The sequence below is a fragment of the Providencia sp. 2.29 genome (genome assembly GCF_015832305.1).
Taxonomy (GTDB): Bacteria; Pseudomonadota; Gammaproteobacteria; order Enterobacterales; family Enterobacteriaceae; genus Providencia; species Providencia stuartii.
Window position 1 is genome coordinate 1914247 of sequence record NZ_CP065420.1, and the last position, 16551, is coordinate 1930797.

Annotated in this window: 18 protein-coding genes; 10 read left to right on the top strand and 8 right to left on the bottom strand. The window is 37.3% G+C overall.

Annotated features, from left to right (window positions below; all coding sequences use genetic code 11):
- Nucleotides 1-298: 298 nt before the first annotated feature.
- Both I3B46_RS08520 and I3B46_RS08525 read right to left on the bottom strand, forming a co-directional pair.
- Nucleotides 299-1561: a mechanosensitive ion channel family protein gene (locus tag I3B46_RS08520; RefSeq protein ID WP_104873555.1), complete on the bottom strand. Its 1263-nt coding sequence runs from the start codon at nucleotides 1559-1561 to the stop codon at nucleotides 299-301.
- A gap of 665 nt (nucleotides 1562-2226) precedes the next feature.
- The gene (locus tag I3B46_RS08525; RefSeq protein ID WP_004920937.1) at nucleotides 2227-2802 is read right to left on the bottom strand and encodes a DUF308 domain-containing protein; all 576 of its coding nucleotides are present in this window, start codon (nucleotides 2800-2802) and stop codon (nucleotides 2227-2229) included.
- A gap of 321 nt (nucleotides 2803-3123) precedes the next feature.
- On the opposite strand from I3B46_RS08525, the gene I3B46_RS08530 reads away from it, so the two are divergent.
- On the top strand, nucleotides 3124-3972 hold the full coding sequence (locus tag I3B46_RS08530; protein WP_053109881.1) for a D-amino-acid transaminase: 849 nt from the start codon (nucleotides 3124-3126) through the stop codon (nucleotides 3970-3972).
- A gap of 9 nt (nucleotides 3973-3981) precedes the next feature.
- Here the strand turns inward: I3B46_RS08530 and I3B46_RS08535 are convergent, their stop codons facing one another.
- From I3B46_RS08535 to I3B46_RS08545, 3 genes are all read right to left on the bottom strand, one after another.
- Nucleotides 3982-4572: a cysteine hydrolase family protein gene (locus I3B46_RS08535; RefSeq protein ID WP_004920932.1), complete on the bottom strand. Its 591-nt coding sequence runs from the start codon at nucleotides 4570-4572 to the stop codon at nucleotides 3982-3984.
- A gap of 98 nt (nucleotides 4573-4670) precedes the next feature.
- A complete protein-coding gene (locus I3B46_RS08540) occupies nucleotides 4671-6032 on the bottom strand; it encodes a sensor histidine kinase (RefSeq protein ID WP_004920930.1) in 1362 nt (453 codons plus the stop codon).
- The gene (locus I3B46_RS08545; RefSeq protein WP_014656200.1) at nucleotides 6022-6699 is read right to left on the bottom strand and encodes a response regulator; all 678 of its coding nucleotides are present in this window, start codon (nucleotides 6697-6699) and stop codon (nucleotides 6022-6024) included. The genes I3B46_RS08540 and I3B46_RS08545 overlap by 11 nt, the downstream gene beginning before the upstream one ends.
- A gap of 175 nt (nucleotides 6700-6874) precedes the next feature.
- Between I3B46_RS08545 and I3B46_RS08550 the strand changes: the two genes are divergently transcribed.
- Both I3B46_RS08550 and I3B46_RS08555 read left to right on the top strand, forming a co-directional pair.
- Nucleotides 6875-7117, top strand: coding sequence for a hypothetical protein (locus I3B46_RS08550; RefSeq protein WP_004920926.1), 243 nt, complete (start codon nucleotides 6875-6877; stop codon nucleotides 7115-7117).
- Between the two features lie 22 nt (nucleotides 7118-7139).
- Nucleotides 7140-7940, top strand: coding sequence for a MipA/OmpV family protein (locus tag I3B46_RS08555; protein WP_004920924.1), 801 nt, complete (start codon nucleotides 7140-7142; stop codon nucleotides 7938-7940).
- A gap of 74 nt (nucleotides 7941-8014) precedes the next feature.
- Here the strand turns inward: I3B46_RS08555 and I3B46_RS08560 are convergent, their stop codons facing one another.
- Entirely contained in the window at nucleotides 8015-8275 is a 261-nt protein-coding gene (locus I3B46_RS08560) for a DinI-like family protein (protein WP_004920922.1), read from the bottom strand.
- A gap of 214 nt (nucleotides 8276-8489) precedes the next feature.
- Between I3B46_RS08560 and I3B46_RS08565 the strand changes: the two genes are divergently transcribed.
- The gene (locus I3B46_RS08565; RefSeq protein WP_071886617.1) at nucleotides 8490-9065 is read left to right on the top strand and encodes a GNAT family N-acetyltransferase; all 576 of its coding nucleotides are present in this window, start codon (nucleotides 8490-8492) and stop codon (nucleotides 9063-9065) included.
- Nucleotides 9066-9108: 43 nt separating this feature from the next.
- Here the strand turns inward: I3B46_RS08565 and I3B46_RS08570 are convergent, their stop codons facing one another.
- Nucleotides 9109-9519, bottom strand: coding sequence for a GNAT family N-acetyltransferase (locus I3B46_RS08570; protein ID WP_004920918.1), 411 nt, complete (start codon nucleotides 9517-9519; stop codon nucleotides 9109-9111).
- A gap of 92 nt (nucleotides 9520-9611) precedes the next feature.
- A complete protein-coding gene (locus I3B46_RS08575; RefSeq protein ID WP_014656196.1) occupies nucleotides 9612-10289 on the bottom strand; it encodes a DUF1345 domain-containing protein in 678 nt (225 codons plus the stop codon).
- Between the two features lie 300 nt (nucleotides 10290-10589).
- On the opposite strand from I3B46_RS08575, the gene I3B46_RS08580 reads away from it, so the two are divergent.
- From I3B46_RS08580 to I3B46_RS08605, 6 genes are all read left to right on the top strand, one after another.
- The gene (locus I3B46_RS08580) at nucleotides 10590-11861 is read left to right on the top strand and encodes an MASE1 domain-containing protein (RefSeq protein WP_076914095.1); all 1272 of its coding nucleotides are present in this window, start codon (nucleotides 10590-10592) and stop codon (nucleotides 11859-11861) included.
- 27 nt (nucleotides 11862-11888) lie between these two features.
- On the top strand, nucleotides 11889-13199 hold the full coding sequence (locus I3B46_RS08585; RefSeq protein WP_060561096.1) for an HdeD family acid-resistance protein: 1311 nt from the start codon (nucleotides 11889-11891) through the stop codon (nucleotides 13197-13199).
- Between the two features lie 78 nt (nucleotides 13200-13277).
- On the top strand, nucleotides 13278-13610 hold the full coding sequence (locus tag I3B46_RS08590) for a DMT family transporter (protein WP_376738364.1): 333 nt from the start codon (nucleotides 13278-13280) through the stop codon (nucleotides 13608-13610).
- Between the two features lie 199 nt (nucleotides 13611-13809).
- Entirely contained in the window at nucleotides 13810-14268 is a 459-nt protein-coding gene (locus tag I3B46_RS08595; RefSeq protein ID WP_004920908.1) for an Hsp20 family protein, read from the top strand.
- A 578-nt stretch (nucleotides 14269-14846) separates the two neighbouring features.
- The gene (locus I3B46_RS08600) at nucleotides 14847-16046 is read left to right on the top strand and encodes an AAA family ATPase (protein ID WP_196993170.1); all 1200 of its coding nucleotides are present in this window, start codon (nucleotides 14847-14849) and stop codon (nucleotides 16044-16046) included.
- The gene (locus I3B46_RS08605) at nucleotides 16043-16549 is read left to right on the top strand and encodes a hypothetical protein (RefSeq protein ID WP_163761989.1); all 507 of its coding nucleotides are present in this window, start codon (nucleotides 16043-16045) and stop codon (nucleotides 16547-16549) included. Before I3B46_RS08600 ends, I3B46_RS08605 begins: the two co-directional genes overlap by 4 nt.
- The last annotated feature ends 2 nt before the right edge of the window (nucleotides 16550-16551 follow it).

Genomic DNA, 16551 nt, shown 5'->3' on the forward strand with positions numbered 1-16551 from the left:
ACATTGCCTATATGTAAAGTTCGACATCACTTTCTTGTTTTATATGTTAAAAAAAGTCACTCATCAGCAACATGACCTACATCAACAATATCCCTGATAAATTAGAGGAAATTAATTATTATCACATTAATTTTTAAAGGATTTTTTCTATTATCTAGAGGGGATAGTCGCATTTAAATTATCTATCGTTATGTGACTATTTATATAGGGAGGTGAGAGAAATAGAGGAAAAGAGGGGTTTCCCCCTCTTAAAAACTACTACCTAAGTTGTAATACCATAAATTAACTTAATTAATCACTATTGGGTATTAGATCCAGTGACTGTTTGACCGATAGCTCGCATATCTGTGCCTGTTGGTGACTGGTGAACGCGCAGTTCAAACTGTGGCAGAATGGAGAAAATATGGTCAAAGATATCAGATTGGATCCCTTCATACTCAACCCAAACAGTGGTATTGGTAAAGGCATAAATTTCAATAGGTAACCCATTTGAGTCAGATTCAAGCTGCCTTACCATAATTGTCATATTTTTATGGATTTTAGGATGTGCCTTCAAATAAGCTTCAACATAGGCACGGAAAGTACCAATATTGGTTAGCCTACGCTGGTTAAGTGGTGTCACTCTATCTTCGGGAATAGACGAGTTAAAGACTTTAATTTCAGAAATTTTATCACCAATGTAGGGCTCTAAAAGATTCGCCTTAACTAAAGAGTCAATCTGCTCTTGGTCAAGAAAATGGATACTCGTGGTATCTAGGCGAATACTACGTTTAATACGACGCCCCCCTGATTCAGTCATCCCTTTCCAGTTTTTGAATGAGTCTGAAATCAAGGCATAAGTTGGAATAGTTGTAACAGTGTTATCCCAGTTACGCACTTTAACGGTTGTTAAACCAATGTCGGTGACAGCACCATCGGCGCCATATTTAGGCATTTCAAGCCAATCGCCAATGTTAACCATATTGTTTGCAGAGAGTTGGATCCCTGCGACTAACCCCATGATTGGGTCTTTAAAGACCAACATCATGACCGCCGTCATTGCACCTAATCCACTGAGTAGGATCAGAGGGGATTTTCCGATTAGCAGTGCAATGATCATAATTGCAATGAGTACGGATGCGATAAGTTTTACGCTTTGGAAGATCCCACGTAACGGCAGGTGAGCTGTTTTTGCGGCGCGCTGTAATACGCTAAGCAAAATATCGAGAATAGAGAAAAACGTAAGTAACCCAAACAGTAAGCACCAAGCCTGTGAAGCAACACTTAATATCTGTTGTGCGGTAGAGCCTGAATGAAGCCATAGAACGGCTTGGATGTTGACGACAACACCTTGGATAACAAACGCAATGCGATTAAATAGATTAAACTGGGTTAATTGACGTTGCCAGCCACTGCCTTTTTTCTGACCACTTTTCTCTATCCGAGGAAGGATAATTTTGTGCAGAATAAAATGCAAAATTAAGGCGACAACAAGAATTAAGCCTAATACGATTAACAGTGAAGCAATTTCGGCATAATCTTGGTTGAACTGGCGTACCCAGTCTAGCAGTTGCTGCTGCATGTGTTCTCCTTCTTTATTGGCATCCATTGTGCTGAAAGATGCTTTAGTTCAATTTTCCACTTTATAGACAACTTATAGATAGTAACATAAATTTAACCAAAACTCACCCATAATAGCGAAACAATCTAAGATAGCCAAAAATATAAGCCGAAAATATGCGTTTAAAGCGAAATGTGAGCCTTAAATAAACCTATAGAGGCTTAATTAGCAGGTAATAAAAACGGCTGACTGTATTGACAAGATATGGCTCGTCAATAGGCGGCATATCTCATTTAGTTATTTATGGTGACTAAGTAGAGGAATCGGTGATATGGGGGCAACTGTGATTAACGCTATTGTTGGATAAAAAAACAGCCTTAATGAGTTAAGGCTGTATTGCAAAAAAATATGCACAGAACGCTAAAGATGAGGTAATAAAATATGCGCTGTCTTACATAAAACGTTTAGCAAGTAATTCAATAACTTCTTGAACATCACTAATAAATTCTTTAAGGGTATGCATGGGAACTCCAAATGTTAAAGTGTGATCTAGATCACTTGATGGCATTTTAACTATTGGAAAAGGAAAGTCAAGCTTGGATTAAATATTATTTTATTTTTTAAAAAATATTTGATGGCGAGTTTGTTAGGTAGGTAACAGGGGGAAACTCGCCATCAATCATGGGCTATTTATTGGTGCTTTTTAAGGCCCCAGCCAGTAGGAACAGGGTGAAAGAGCTAAAGAGCAATTCAATACCAATAAACAGGGTTAATAGGGTGATGGAAGTTTGAGCATTTCCGCTTAGTAGCATATAGGCGATGATAAAATCTAAAATACCAATCAAAATATTCATCATTCCGGCTGCTGAACTAAACAGCTTAGTACCTGCGTAGATCCGAATGACCCCGCCGAAAATAAATAAAATAGCGACAAAAATGGCGAGAAATAACAAGCTTTGTAGTGGGTCTGAGAGGAACGCATAACCTAAAATAAGGTAGGCGATACCGACGATTAAACTGAATAAAATAGACATATTCGCGTAGAGTCGGTTGAAGAAAATATTCAAAATAACGGCTACGCCACTGACTAATAACACCACGCCAATGAAAGAACTGAATACGATCCCAGATACAAGCGGATTAGTAATACAGACAATCCCCCCAATGAGCAATAATAAGGCAACGAGATAAATAATCGTTCTATGACCTTTTAATTGTGACTCTGCAAGGTTTTTAAGTTGATCTGGATTGATATTAAGCATGATAAGGCTCTCCCTTATGTCAAATAAAGAGTAGTTGACGGGGTTGATTTGTATTAATTTTAAAAATATAGGGCATTAGCATTTAGTTCAATAGCTATTTCACAAAAATAACAACAATGACTATTGTTAATACTAGAGAATCAATCTAAAAGTGATGAATTTTGATCTCACATTAATATTCATCAATAAAAAACACTCAATTAATGAGCGTCTAAAATGGATTTTGTTGCAACAATGACGTTTTTATTGTGTGGCATGGCTGTCGATCTCTATTTCATCACATAACTTGGTGTGTGCAATTTGAAAAGGAAAAGTAACGCTATGATGACTTATATCAATGGGCGGTTTATCCCAGAGGAGCAGGCCTCGATATCAATTTTTGACCGTGGGTTTTTATTTGCCGATGCTGTATATGAGGTAACAGCTGTCATTAACGGGAAGTTAATTGATTTTAAAAACCATATAGCAAGGTTAAAACGGTCATGTCATGAATTGGAATTAGCACTACCTTATACAGAGGATGTATTATTTGATATTCATCGGCAACTTATTGAAAAAAATAACCTCACTGAAGGCCTCATCTATTTACAATTAACACGTGGAAATGCAGGGCAACGTAATTTCTTATTTCCTGATAAAACGATCCCCCCAACATTGGTTCTTTTTGCTCAGCAGGTATCTATTATTGAGAACCCTCGTGTAAAAACAGGGATTAGAGTTGTGACATTTGAGGATATTCGTTGGCAGCGTTGTGATATTAAAACAGTTGCATTACTTGCAGCATGTTTAGCAAAAGAATATGCCCGCTCTCAGGGAGTTGAAGATGCCCTTTTTGTCAAAGATGGTTTTATAACAGAGGGCAGTTCCAGCAATTTTTTTATTATCACCGCTGAAAATAAAATTAAAACACGTAGCTTAAGCCATGAAATATTGCCCGGCATTACAAGGCAAGCCATTTTAACCCTTGCGCAAGAACAAAACTTAGCGGTTGAAGAAAGTGCATTTACCATTGAAGAGGCAATAACTGCTAAGGAAGCGTTTATTACTTCATCAACAACACTTGTTTGGCCGGTGATTGAAATTGATGGGCAGAAAATTGCTGGGGGCAAGCCAGGGCAGTTAGCACTCCGGCTTCGCGATATTTATATCCAGAAAATGTTAGCACTATAAAAACAATAATCAGTAGGATGGTTTGACGTTTCCTTGCAAAAATTCTGAGAGTGAAGAAACGGTGGCCATTCCTTGTAATGCTTGCATACTTTGTTGATGCAACTCTAAGCTTGCTGCTGCACAAAGTTCATCAATGACGGTAACTTGATAACCAAGATCATGGGCTTGGCGAGCGCTGCTTTGAATTGCGAGTAGTGAACTCACTCCGCCAAAAATAACCTGTTTAATATGATTTTCTTGTAACCAATGTGCAAGTTGATTTCCAGTAAATGCACTAACGCCTTTTTTAATCATAATGAGGTCTCGGAGCTGTACATCAAGATCTTTAACCCAATGACAACCAGAACTACTTAATTTTAATGCGTTAAGCTGTTTTGCACGGTGAAACATCGGAGAGCCTGCTGGGATATCTTGATAATCATCAGCAAACCCAACCTTGACCCAAATAACAGGGATGTTGTGGCTACGTGCAAAAGCAGCCGCTTGATTAGCGTTCTCAACAACATGACGTTCTTGCGCTTGTAGGTAACTGGTATTTGATAATCCATTCTTACCTATAATATCTTCAATGAGATCGATAATAATTAATGCTTGAGACATGAGCCTTCCCTTTAACAAAATAAGTAAAAAGACTTATAGAATTAAATTATAGCCCAAAAAACGGTCTAAGCTCTATGATCTTAATGGCAAAATTATTATTAAGGTAAATCAATAATAAATCCAACACCTTTCTTATCTAACCCATCTGTCACTCGGATAGTCGCATCAATTTTTGTCGCAAGATTATGGACAATGGAAAGCCCAAGGCCACTTCCTGTTTCCATTGTTCCGGGTACACGATAAAAACGTGAAAAGATAAGTTGGCGACTTTCTTCAGGGATCCCTCGACCATTATCTTGCACGGTTATAGTGGCACCGAACGGACTTAAATCTCTAATGGTGATCTTAATTTTGCCTTTTTTGTCACTATATTTAATCGCGTTTTCCAGCAAGTTGGTAAAAATAGTGGTCAATGCAAGTTTATCGGTGGTAATAAAAACATTATCAGGACTTTGTAATTCAATATCGATATCTTGGCTAATCGCATGGGGAACATGTGATGAAGTGATATGGGAAATTAAAGTAGGTATATTAATTTGCTCTTTATTGACAGAAAAGTCTTCAGCTTCTAAGCGTGCTAAATCAATAAGTTGGTGAGACAATGAAGCTGCCCGATTTAAAGCGGCTTGCATATCTTTGACAATCTCCTCCCTCTCTTTGACATTGTCTATTTGCATCAATAAATGCAATTGTGCAATCACAGCAGCGATAGGGGTTCGGAGTTCATGGGCGGCATCTGCCATAAAACGTTTTTCGCGCTGGTTGGCGGCATCGACCCGCAACATGAGATTATTGATAGCAGTAATAATAGGGCGGATTTCTTTATATTGCTCTTTGACTTCAATTGGCGTCAAATTCCCCGGCTTACGGCTGGAGATTATAGTTGCAGCTTGTCTGAGTGGTCGCAAACTGAAATAAGCGGTGACAATAATAGCGATTAGCATGATACCTAATATAAATAATAAAGGTATTGCGGTGCCTTCTGCAGGGCTGCCAATTATTGATTTACGGTCAAAATAGGATTCACCAAGGATCACCTCAATGGTGTGCGCGTCATTCCATGACACAGTAAAGTGCCAATTTGGTTGCTGTGCTTGTAATTCATTGAACGTAATATTGTCAGTTATATTAATTTTATCGCTATTACGGTATAGCACTTCACCATGTTGATTACGGATCACAACAAAAGGCTTATAGGAGACTTCCAAGCCATTTTCCATCGCATCGGTATACATTTTTTGTAATGAGGTGGCGATACGATCAAAATATTCAGGATTATTGGTAACGGCGCCTAAAGTATCAGCAAAGCCTTTGGTAACAATTTGTTGTTGCCGGTTAAAATCATCATCAATGCTAGGTAAATAAAAAAATTGTAGCCAGCCAACGAGCAGCCCCCACAGTAAAACCACTGAGCTTATCTGTAAGAAAAAGGTGTAAATAAAAAAGGATTTAACTTTCACTTGGCTGAGCTTCTTTTTTAAGTAAATAACCAATGCCGCGGATAGTGATAATGCGATCTTTACCTATCTTGCGTCGTAAGTTGTGAATATGTACCTCAAGCGAATTACTTTCTATTTTATCATCGAAACCAAATAGGCGCTGTTCAAGATCGGCCTTGCGAACTACATTATCGGCATTTTTCACTAATTCATATAAAAGTTGATACTCTTTGCCTGATAGTAGCAAAAGCTGATCATTTAAGAGCACTTGGTGATTGATTGGATTTAATTGCAGATTATCCAATTGCCAAATTTCCGATGAAAAACCTGCCATACGGCGGCTGACCGCTTTTACACGAGAAATTAACTCTGGCATGGCAAATGGCTTGGTTAAAAAGTCATCGGCACCAGAATCTAGACTGGTTACTAAATTATCCATCTGATTACGTGCGGTCAAAATAATAATCGGTATTGATTGGCCTGAGCGGCGCCATGCGATTAATTCCTCATTACCATCACCATCAGGCAATCCTAAGTCTAGGAGCATGAGATCAAAATTACGGGAATTGAGTTGTTGTTTAGCATCCGAAAGTAACCGTACCCAAAGTGGATTAAAACCTGCAAGTTCTAAGCCACGGCAGAGTGCTTTGCCTAATTGGAGATCATCTTCGACTAATAGAATATTCATTTTATCACCTCTCTGGCGAGCAGTATAAGCAGGCAACATTTTTCCGACAATATAATCAAGGTCAATTCAACGTGAGATTTAATAAAGCCTTAAGGTTTGTTTAACCCATTTTTAAGGTATGAATGAGTAATAAGATTATTATTTTAACGTCTTTGCAGTTATAGGAATAACTAAAATGAAATTACAACTTATTGAGAGCACAGCTTTCGTTACGGTTATTTTTATCTCAATGATTTTAATAGGGAAAAATTTTAATTTGCCGAAGGAAAGGTTATTTCCAGCGGTTTCAATAAACGAAATTCATGCTTGTACAAAAATAAAAAGTTGCATTGCAAATGAGAAAATCACTAAAGAAGTAAAGAATGGTACTAATCCGATGAAGGAAATCAAAACGTTTATTAGGCAGAAAATTTATTAATAAATAAGATAGGAAACTTCTAATGAAACAATTGTGTTCAGCGGTAACCTTGGTTGCGGCATTATTACCCTATAGTGCTGTCATGGCAGGGGAAACTATGCTGATATTAGGAGCTGGTGGCTCAGTAATGCCCGCTTATGAGGGATCCAATAAATACCTATTTTCACCGACAGTTGATATTAACTATGGCTATATATCCGATGATTATGGTGTATTTAGTATTGGATTAGAAGGGGCGGAATGGGCAATTGGTTTAACAGATAACTTCACGTTTTCTAGCCGAATTGGCTATGATGCCGGACGAGATGAAAAAATAGGGATTTTGGGCAATAAAAATGAAGATCTCAAAGGGATGGGCGATTTAGATGGTTCAATGACCGTAGGAGCCACAGTCAACTACTCAATCAATAACTACCAGCTTTATGTTTCAGCAGACATGGCAACCAAAGATCGCCACTATGGGGGGCGAAATATTGGTAGAACAGTGAACGTTGAAATCGGTGGTATTGGTAATTACCAAATAAATAGCAAGTGGGATATTGAATATACGTTAGCGACGGTCTGGGGAAATAAAGCTTATAATCAAGCTTATTTTGGCGTATCAAAACAGCAGGCAAGTCGCTCACGCTTTAATGAATATGACGCGGGAAGTGGCTTTAAAGATATTCACGGTGGTGCCATATTAAATTATAACCTAAATGAAGACACCGCGCTTTATACTGGCGTTGGTGCTTATTACCTAGTTGGAGATGCTGCGAAAAGCACGCTTACTGAGCAGCGTTTAGGATGGGTTGGTTTAGCTGGAATAAAATACACTTTTTAAAACGTATTATTTTAGATAGTGGCAAAGGAATGCTGAGCTAATTTAGCCAGACATTCCTTTAATTGACCACATGCCTAATCCATTGAATTTTGTTCAGGGATCCAGCCATCGTCCAGCCAAATTTCCTCTAATATCTCTTCAATACGAGCCTTATCTTGCGCAAGTTTGGTGCCTGAAATATTAATTCGCTGGCTAGAGCTAAAAGCAACCCGCGTTATCATGTCTGGATATTGTGGGCTAAGTTTACGAGTAATTTCAGTTTCAAGTGCTTGCAAGATAATATCACTAGGTTTTTGTGGTGCATTTTTATCAAATAAAATCTCAATGCGTAACATAATCGCCTCTACCTAACACTGTATTCATATACAGTATTTTTAGATTGAGAGAGGGATAAAGTCAATATCAGAATGATAATATTTTTTAAAAGACCAAAGGATTGTTATCCTTAAGAGGTAATTATCTATTTTTATCTATGAAAAACAAATGATTATATTAGCTTCTTACCCCAAGAGAAAGTGAAAATCAGTTGCCGAGTAATAGATAATAGGTATGCTAACAGGGTTTGTTTGTAAAATAATGGATTTTAGTTTAATGCTGACCGTCACGAGATTAACAGAGAAAGATTCGATAGAAATAGAAAAGGTCAATGGCCTCTACGATTTGTCATTCCCAGCTTATGAAAAAAGAAGTTATCAAGGACGACAAAGTATACTTAAACATAAAGATTATTATTTGTACTCTTTTTCTGATGAAGGTGTTTTTATTGGTTTTGTAGGAAGTTGGAAAATTGGTGATTATTTTTATATTGAACACCTTGCTATATCGCCTAATTTACGGGGAAAGGGATACGGTCAAAAAGTGCTAAGCGGCTTCTGTGAACAAGTGAGTCGGGTTATTCTGGAAATCGACCCTGTTATCGATGAAATTAGTGAGAAAAGGCTGCGTTTTTACCACCATTGCGGCTTTAAGCAAAATGAATATCAACATGCCCATCCAAGTTATCATCCTGAATATGCACCGCATCAATTGGAAATTTTAAGTTATCCAACAAAGATAAACCCGCAAACCTATCAGCAATTTAATGAAAAATTGACAAATGTAGTGATGCACGCTTCTTTGTTATAAGGTTTTAAATTAAACATTATGTTTGCTCAGTGGTAGAAGGTGTTCATCGGTAAAAATAGATCAATTCAGGATCGCCTTCGTCAAGGTTCTCTATTATTCCACTCGAAATAAACTGAGCATTCGCGAGTAATCTTTGCATGGAAACATTTGATTGATTGGTTGAGGTGAATAGTTTTGGAGTCACACAAGTTAATTTAAGCTGTTCTATTAACTGTGAGCCTATGCCTTGTCGCCGAAATTCGCTATCAACCATCAACATTTCAATAAATCCACATCCAAAAAAGCGGTAATGTAAAACGCCATAGGCAATAATTTGGCTCTGGCGTTCGATGAGATAGCAATTCTTCTCATTAACCCATTGCTGAATATTTTGGGCTCGTTCAGCAGTCGCTACGCTATCAATGTGTTTCAGTGCTTCGATATCTTGTGGTGTGGCGAGTCGAAAATAATCCAATCATTGTTCCTTTTTAATAATTATCATGCCGCTGTCTTTGTGCTATTAGCGTGTAACTGATTCAGACGGCGTGAAAATAAGCCTCATTAACGTTAGAAAAAACTTGCCGAGATATTGATACATAACCCTAAGATTGCCATGTTAAAAATAAAAGAAATAACGGACTGTAGCAATACCGCACGACGCATAGGAGTTGAGGCAACTTCAACATCCGCTGTTTGTGACGCGACGGCAATAGTAAAAGAGAAATACATAAAATCGGAATAACTCGGCTCAAGCAATTTATCAGGAAACCGCAACCATGGCTGTTGTTTATCTGAATTACTGTAATACAAATGTGCATAGTGCATGGTAAAGCCGGTAGGAAGCAGTAACCACGAAGAAATCAGTGTTGAAGCCGTTAGTGCATAAGAAACAAATTTATCATCTTGCGAAAAATCGCCATGGCCCCCTAACGCAAAAAATAACACCAATAAACTGACACAACAGCCCGCGACGAGAAAAAATATAACCATACGCGCACTTTCATCCTCAACTCTGGTTATTTTGCGTATATCTTTGACTTTATGATTAATAATTCGAGCAAAGAGAAAAAGTAAATAGATCCAAGCAAAGGCGTTCCAACTTAGGATCAAACACATCATAGTGCCTTGATATGGCAACAGAGCGAAAAAGGTAGTCAATGCAACAAGCAAAGAGATAATAAAGCGAGGCCGTGAACGAAATGCATGACGGAGAATATGTGTAATATGAGCAGGGTAACGTAACATCGACTAAACCTTCAACAGAATAGAAAAATAATATTCACTATATCAAATAGTTGTATATTTGTTCTAAGTAAATTGCACTATGATGGAAACCTTTGCACGATAGGTGCGTTGTCGCGGCGCAGTTTTTGCGATATTTCGTTATTAAGTGAGGTATGATTAAGATACTATCGAACATAATAAATCAGTGTAATTACTATACCTGAGGCTCTAATTTTGCTATTTTTTGCCAGCGAAAAGGGGATTTGTTCTTTTTTTATTGAGAAACACCAGAGATAACTTTTACTGAGCCTGAGATAATATATGAAAACATCTCTGTTATCACAGAAAATGCCATTCGTTGCCATAATAGGCTGGCTGTTGCTTTATTATGTGACAGGTGAGATTTCAGAAATTCTCACGCCACCTAACGCTGAAATTTCCGTTGTCTGGTTTCCTGCCGGAGTAGCAACGACGGCATTTCTATGTATGCATAAACGCCAATGGCCAATATTGTTATTTGGCTTCATTGTGTTAAATCTTTTTTTAGATGGCTTTGATAGTGAAGCTATTCTAATTTCAGTTCTTTACTCTATTTTAGGGGTACTTTCCTGCATTATTATTGCTTGGATTGTACGCAAATATGCCCATCAAGATGATGATTTGCATATTATCTTATTATGGCTATTTACCATCATCATCGTCAGTTTGTTAGATGCGGTATTGTTTTCGGTCAGCATGTATTGGTTGGATCATACTTCGATTAAAAATATCTTTTGGGATGGATTTATTGCTGATATTACGGGGAATATATTTGCTACAACAGTGATGATGGGGTTAATAAATACCCGATTTAAAACGATAACTAATTTGCGGATGCATTTAATTTGGGGCGTCATCGTTCTTGGCTTACTGATTATGAGTACTATCTTGATATTTAATGATAGTGCAATACAACTGTATAACGCCTATTTCCACCATCAACGTAATCTTATTCGGCTATCTTTGCTGTGTATCCCTGTTTTATTTGCCGTTATTTTATCCTTGCTCTGGGGGAACCGTGGGGGGTCATTAGCATTATTAGTGCTTGCCACTATCACTATCTATTATACCAGTAATCGACAAGGGCCTTTTTATCTTCACGGCTTGTTTCGTCATGAGTCTCTTTGGCTTATTCAAGGTTATTTGACAGTAATATCGCTATTAATGGTATTTTTGCGCGTTGTGACGCGTAGCACTCAACGGATCGATGAAAATCAAGGCATCTATACTCGACAGCATCTTGTTTATCAATTGAATTTAAACGATGGAACGATTGAATGGGGAAACTCAAATAACGGTATTCCTGATACAGATATTACTGCATGTTCCAATATTAAGCAGCTTATCGAGGCCATTCATCCTGAGGATCAGGAAAAACTTAATCAGCATTGGTATTCACAGCAGCATCATGCTGTTCTTCCCACAATACTATTTCGTTTTGCGGATAGCGATGGCCACTGGTGGACGATAGAAGATCGTGGCAGTGTATTTTTTGGTAGCAGCGATCCCATGATGGTTGTTGGTAATTGGTTTATTTCAAGTGAAGTTTCTTGAAATTGAGGTCATAACAAGGGATAGGTGATGCTACAAATTGCATTATTACTCTTTGGTGCGGAGTTCATCAGAGGAAAAGCTCATTACCTTTGGGGTATAGGGAGCCTTTGGTGTTTGATGGGTATTTTTATTTTTATTGATGGCCTTGATGGGAATGCTTTCTTCCCGATACATCTCTTTGGTTTGTTATTATTACTAGAAAGTTTGGTGACATTAAGTGTCGCTTCGAGTGGGGTTGGTACCCAAAAAGCAATACTCTTTTTTAAAGGTTGCCTATTTCTGTTTTGCGCACTGGTTATATTAATCAATCAAAAATTTAGTAATGTACTGCTATCAGCAATGTTTGGCTTTGCTTACTTTTTTACTGGTTTATTTGTGGTCGTGTCTGCATGGGTTGTTCGTTTCCCCGGATGGCAATTGGTCATGATATGGGGAGGAATTGAAATATTTTTTGCATTCTTTCTGTTTACGCATCATCAAGCCACTATCTCCTTTTTTCTCGGATTTTTAATGATAGGAAGTGGTTTAGGTTGTTTGCGAATTGCATTGCGCGCACGTTATATTCGGCGGGGAACAGCAATATTTGAGCTTATGCGTCCGAGGCCTATGTCATTTAAAAAGACAGGCGCTACCGCAACGAATACGACGGCTTCAACGGCAGATACTTTGAAGCAAAAAATAGATCCTAACTCAGTTTTAACGGTCCATATATGGACACCGGAAGGCTCTGCTAATCAGCGTCCTGTGCCACGCCCAATTATTAATCGCTATATTGCCGCAGTTGATGCCGATGGCGTTATTTCAACAGGGCATGCCGCATTAGAACTTTATCCCTATATCTATATTAGTTTATATCCAGCGGAAGATATTGACCGTTCTCCTTCAGAGTTTTTTAGAATATTGAAGGCAACGGCTGCTAATAATGTGCCGGGGCGTTTTTTACCCGATTATCAAACAGAAGCTTCAGAATGGTGTGATTCAGATAGGAGGATCACTTTCGAGGTTTATAACCCAGCATCATTGATAACTTTTTGGGAAAAATATCGGCAGCACCCAGTTTATAATCTGACATATCAAAATTGCTCTAGCAGCGTTGCGTATGCGTTAGAGGCTGCATTGGATGGGGTTTTATCTATCCAGAAAAGAAGCAGTTTTTTGGGAGTATTAAGTGTACTTTGTATGCCTGAATTATGGATAGCCGCTCAGATACGGCGTCGCGCACGGATGATGGCCTGGACTCCAGGATTGATGATGGATTATGCACGAGCATTACGCGCTATCGTCCATCCAGCGCCTATACCGTGGTACAAGCGCATACCATGGCGGCGCACGTCATAGCATTATGATGAATCAATAATCTATTTTGTTTAACAAGGGAGCGATGAGCTTCCAAAATGAGTCAAAGAGGTCTTTATGCTGAAAGTATACGCAATCTTAATGGTGTCTATATTAGCTGAAACAGCAGCGACAACCATGATGAAAGCGTCTGATGGATTTACCCGCTTGGTGCCGAGTATTATTGTTATCGTAGGTTATGCCGTCTCTTTTTATGGCTTATCGCAGGTCGTAAAAAGTATGAATATTGGCATCGCATATGCGATATGGGCAGGAGTTGGGATATTCCTTGTTTCGGTATTATCGTTCTTTGTTTACAAACAGAAACTCGATCTCCCAGCATTAATTGGACTAGGGTTCATTGCATTGGGCATTATTATTATCCAACTGTTTTCAAAATCGGTTATTCATTAAGCCAGTCTGGTCAAGAGCAGTATGCGGAGGCACTGTATCTTTACGTTAAGAGACTACGATTAAACGACTGATAATAATAAAAAATAAATTTTTCTATAAAATTTGAGCTGGCAGGGTTGAAAAGTGATGAGTCGTCCCTATGTATATTTATGGGTGATAGGTACATCCACTTAATCTCATTAATACTGAAGGAGGAATTATGGCTAACATTAAACCTTTTTCATTATTTCCAACAATTTCTGATAGCTTACTATCTAATCGGTTTGATCAGATAGACCGTTTATTCAGCCAACTCACCGGAAGCAGGCCTATTGCATCACCGGTTCAGACCTATGATCTGAAACAGATTGATGATAGCCATTATGAGCTTACGGTTAGTGTTCCTGGATACCAAGAAAGCGATTTAACTGTTTCATTAAAAGGTGGTCGATTATTGGTAGAAGGGAAACGAGAAGAAAAATCTCAGGAAGATAACGAGAAGTGGCTTCACCGTGGAATATCCTACGGTCAGTTTACGTTGCAGTTTGACCTAGGTAAAAATGTAAGGATAGAAAAAGCGGATCTATCAAGAGGGCTTTTAACGGTGGCCATTGAGTATGAATTGCCGGAAGAAGAGAAACCGCAACTGATAGCAATAGAAAATAAAGATAAAAATTAAGTAATTGATATAGAGTTAGGTTATTAGGCTACACATAAGGTGTAGCCTCAATCTGCAACCCTACCAGCTGGTAGGGTTTTTTGCATTTTATTGTTGCAACTATTTACTCATATTCACTCATTGATAATTAAAAAGTATTGATGATGAAAAGAATATTTTTAGTTGCGTCTCTATTTCTATTGGCGGGAAAAGATACAGCCAGACTTTGAAGACTCCAAAAGCAAACTTTTACCCCTGTTTTACCCCGCTTAAAATTTAGATACAAAAAAACCAACCATAACAGGTTGGTTTTCTTAGGGAATTCTGGTCGGCATGAGAGGATTTGAACCTCCGACCCCCGACACCCCATGACCCCGATAGTAAGCTATAAACACCATTGATTTAAAAGGAAAATAACCTATTTGACTGGTTATGCAAACAGTGCATAAATTACAAAAATCGCATTATATGAATCAATGAGTTAGCTATAGTTTTACCACATATATAATGAGTCGCCTAATTATCCAAAAGAGTTTTTATTTGTAATTTGCTGTCAAAAATGACGGATTTCGCTTTTAAGAGATTCCAAAGTTGCTATAATGCTAGCAAATACTATAAGTAGAAAATTAGGGTCACATAAAATGCTAGTATCTTTTGGTGCTAAAAATTTTTCCTCTTTCAAAGAGGGCTTTGAAATATCCTTTAAACTAGGCAAAAACTGCCCTGCAGAGATATCTAGAGGAAAAAATATTAGTAATCTTGTTTGTGTCAAAGGAGCCAACGGTTCAGGTAAGACTAATATTTTAAGGGCGCTTTATTTTTTAAGTAGATTCATAACAGATTCTTTTTCATCTAAGCCTGATGAAGTAATTCCCTTTGACTCATATTTCAATAATCACGAGCCATCTGATTTTTATGTCTCGTTTTATTTAGATAATGTACTATATACATATGAACTTAAAGCCACAGATAAATGTATACTATCTGAACGTATATCTAAAAAATCAAAAAGAAAAACTCTTATTTTCGAAAGAATAGGAAATAAGTTAACAGACGTGCATTCAGAATACTTGGAATTACAGCAAATACCGAATTTAAGGAGTAATGTTTCTGTCATAAGTACAGCAAAGCAATTTGGGTTTAACGTTACAGAGGATATATGGTATATATTTAATAATATCTTATCCAATGTCTCATATACAGGTTTAATGGCTGAAAGCTTTGATATAGATTTTATCAATAAATTTTTATTTAAAAATTCTGAGTATATGGAATTTACAAAAAAAATTATAACTAAATTTGATCCTGCAATTAAAGATATTTTTATTAAAGAAATAGATACTAATATTTTGCTAACAGGCGAGTCTCAGAAAAAATACATACCATGGTTCGTATATAATGTTGATGGAAAAATGGAAATTTTATCATTCACTTCTCAATCTAGTGGTACAAAGGCGCTGTATAAACAACTAGTTGCATATAAAAGCGTTATTGATGCAGGCGGAATATTAATTTTAGATGAATTTGATATTAATTTACATCCACATATATTACCTTTTTTATTAAAAATATTTTTAGACGAAGAATTAAATACTGATAATGCGCAAATTATATTTACAACACATAATACTGACATATTAGATTTTTTAGGTCGTTATAGAACGTATTTAGTTAATAAAGAAGGAACTGAAAGCTACTGTTATCGGCTGGATGAAATACCAGGGGATATACTGAGAAACGATAGACTAATAACACCTGCATATAATCAAGGAAAGATTGGTGGGATACCAAACCTATGAGTAAACGATTTAAGAATTCGAGAAAAGAAATGTTTTTAAGTGGGTATAATTGTCTTGTCAGTTTGGATGATGACAATTGCAACCTATCTACTCGTTCAAAATTTAACTTTTCTTACTTCTGCTCAGAACAGGAGCATGCTTGCGATTTTATAGAATGGGGAGGCGAAAATGCTTGCATGCTTTTGGATAAACTCGTGGAATATAGTCGCCTTTCGATTACTGAACTGAGAACAATGCAACTCGGTAGTGCTAGAATTCCCTTGTTGTCTATTTACGGAGTTTTCCCTTCTCATAGTTTATTTGATAAACCGAAGAATATTCCCCATCAAGCTCAATGGGGGCGTTTTAGATTAGATAGCAATAAGAGGCTAATTGGATTTATTGTTCCAGATGAGTTTCATGATGTCAAACACCCTAAAACTGGTGTTATGTATGATAAAAACACATTTTATGTGGTATTTATAGATAATGATCATAAGTTTTATCCATTAAAAAAATCTTAGGA

Excerpts from the sequence above, each read along its gene's own strand:
- I3B46_RS08545 (WP_014656200.1), bottom strand. The coding sequence starts at position 6,699 with ATGAATATTCTATTAGTCGAAGATGATCTCCAATTAGGCAAAGCACTC.
- I3B46_RS08525 (WP_004920937.1), bottom strand. The coding sequence starts at position 2,802 with ATGCTTAATATCAATCCAGATCAACTTAAAAACCTTGCAGAGTCACAA.
- I3B46_RS08595 (WP_004920908.1), top strand. The coding sequence starts at position 13,810 with ATGGCTAACATTAAACCTTTTTCATTATTTCCAACAATTTCTGATAGC.
- I3B46_RS08575 (WP_014656196.1), bottom strand. The coding sequence starts at position 10,289 with ATGTTACGTTACCCTGCTCATATTACACATATTCTCCGTCATGCATTT.
- I3B46_RS08550 (WP_004920926.1), top strand. The coding sequence starts at position 6,875 with ATGAAATTACAACTTATTGAGAGCACAGCTTTCGTTACGGTTATTTTT.
- I3B46_RS08605 (WP_163761989.1), top strand. The coding sequence starts at position 16,043 with ATGAGTAAACGATTTAAGAATTCGAGAAAAGAAATGTTTTTAAGTGGG.
- I3B46_RS08585 (WP_060561096.1), top strand. The coding sequence starts at position 11,889 with ATGCTACAAATTGCATTATTACTCTTTGGTGCGGAGTTCATCAGAGGA.
- I3B46_RS08555 (WP_004920924.1), top strand. The coding sequence starts at position 7,140 with ATGAAACAATTGTGTTCAGCGGTAACCTTGGTTGCGGCATTATTACCC.
- I3B46_RS08530 (WP_053109881.1), top strand. The coding sequence starts at position 3,124 with ATGATGACTTATATCAATGGGCGGTTTATCCCAGAGGAGCAGGCCTCG.
- I3B46_RS08580 (WP_076914095.1), top strand. The coding sequence starts at position 10,590 with ATGAAAACATCTCTGTTATCACAGAAAATGCCATTCGTTGCCATAATA.
- I3B46_RS08535 (WP_004920932.1), bottom strand. The coding sequence starts at position 4,572 with ATGTCTCAAGCATTAATTATTATCGATCTCATTGAAGATATTATAGGT.
- I3B46_RS08600 (WP_196993170.1), top strand. The coding sequence starts at position 14,847 with ATGCTAGCAAATACTATAAGTAGAAAATTAGGGTCACATAAAATGCTA.
- I3B46_RS08560 (WP_004920922.1), bottom strand. The coding sequence starts at position 8,275 with ATGTTACGCATTGAGATTTTATTTGATAAAAATGCACCACAAAAACCT.
- I3B46_RS08520 (WP_104873555.1), bottom strand. The coding sequence starts at position 1,561 with ATGCAGCAGCAACTGCTAGACTGGGTACGCCAGTTCAACCAAGATTAT.
- I3B46_RS08565 (WP_071886617.1), top strand. The coding sequence starts at position 8,490 with ATGCTAACAGGGTTTGTTTGTAAAATAATGGATTTTAGTTTAATGCTG.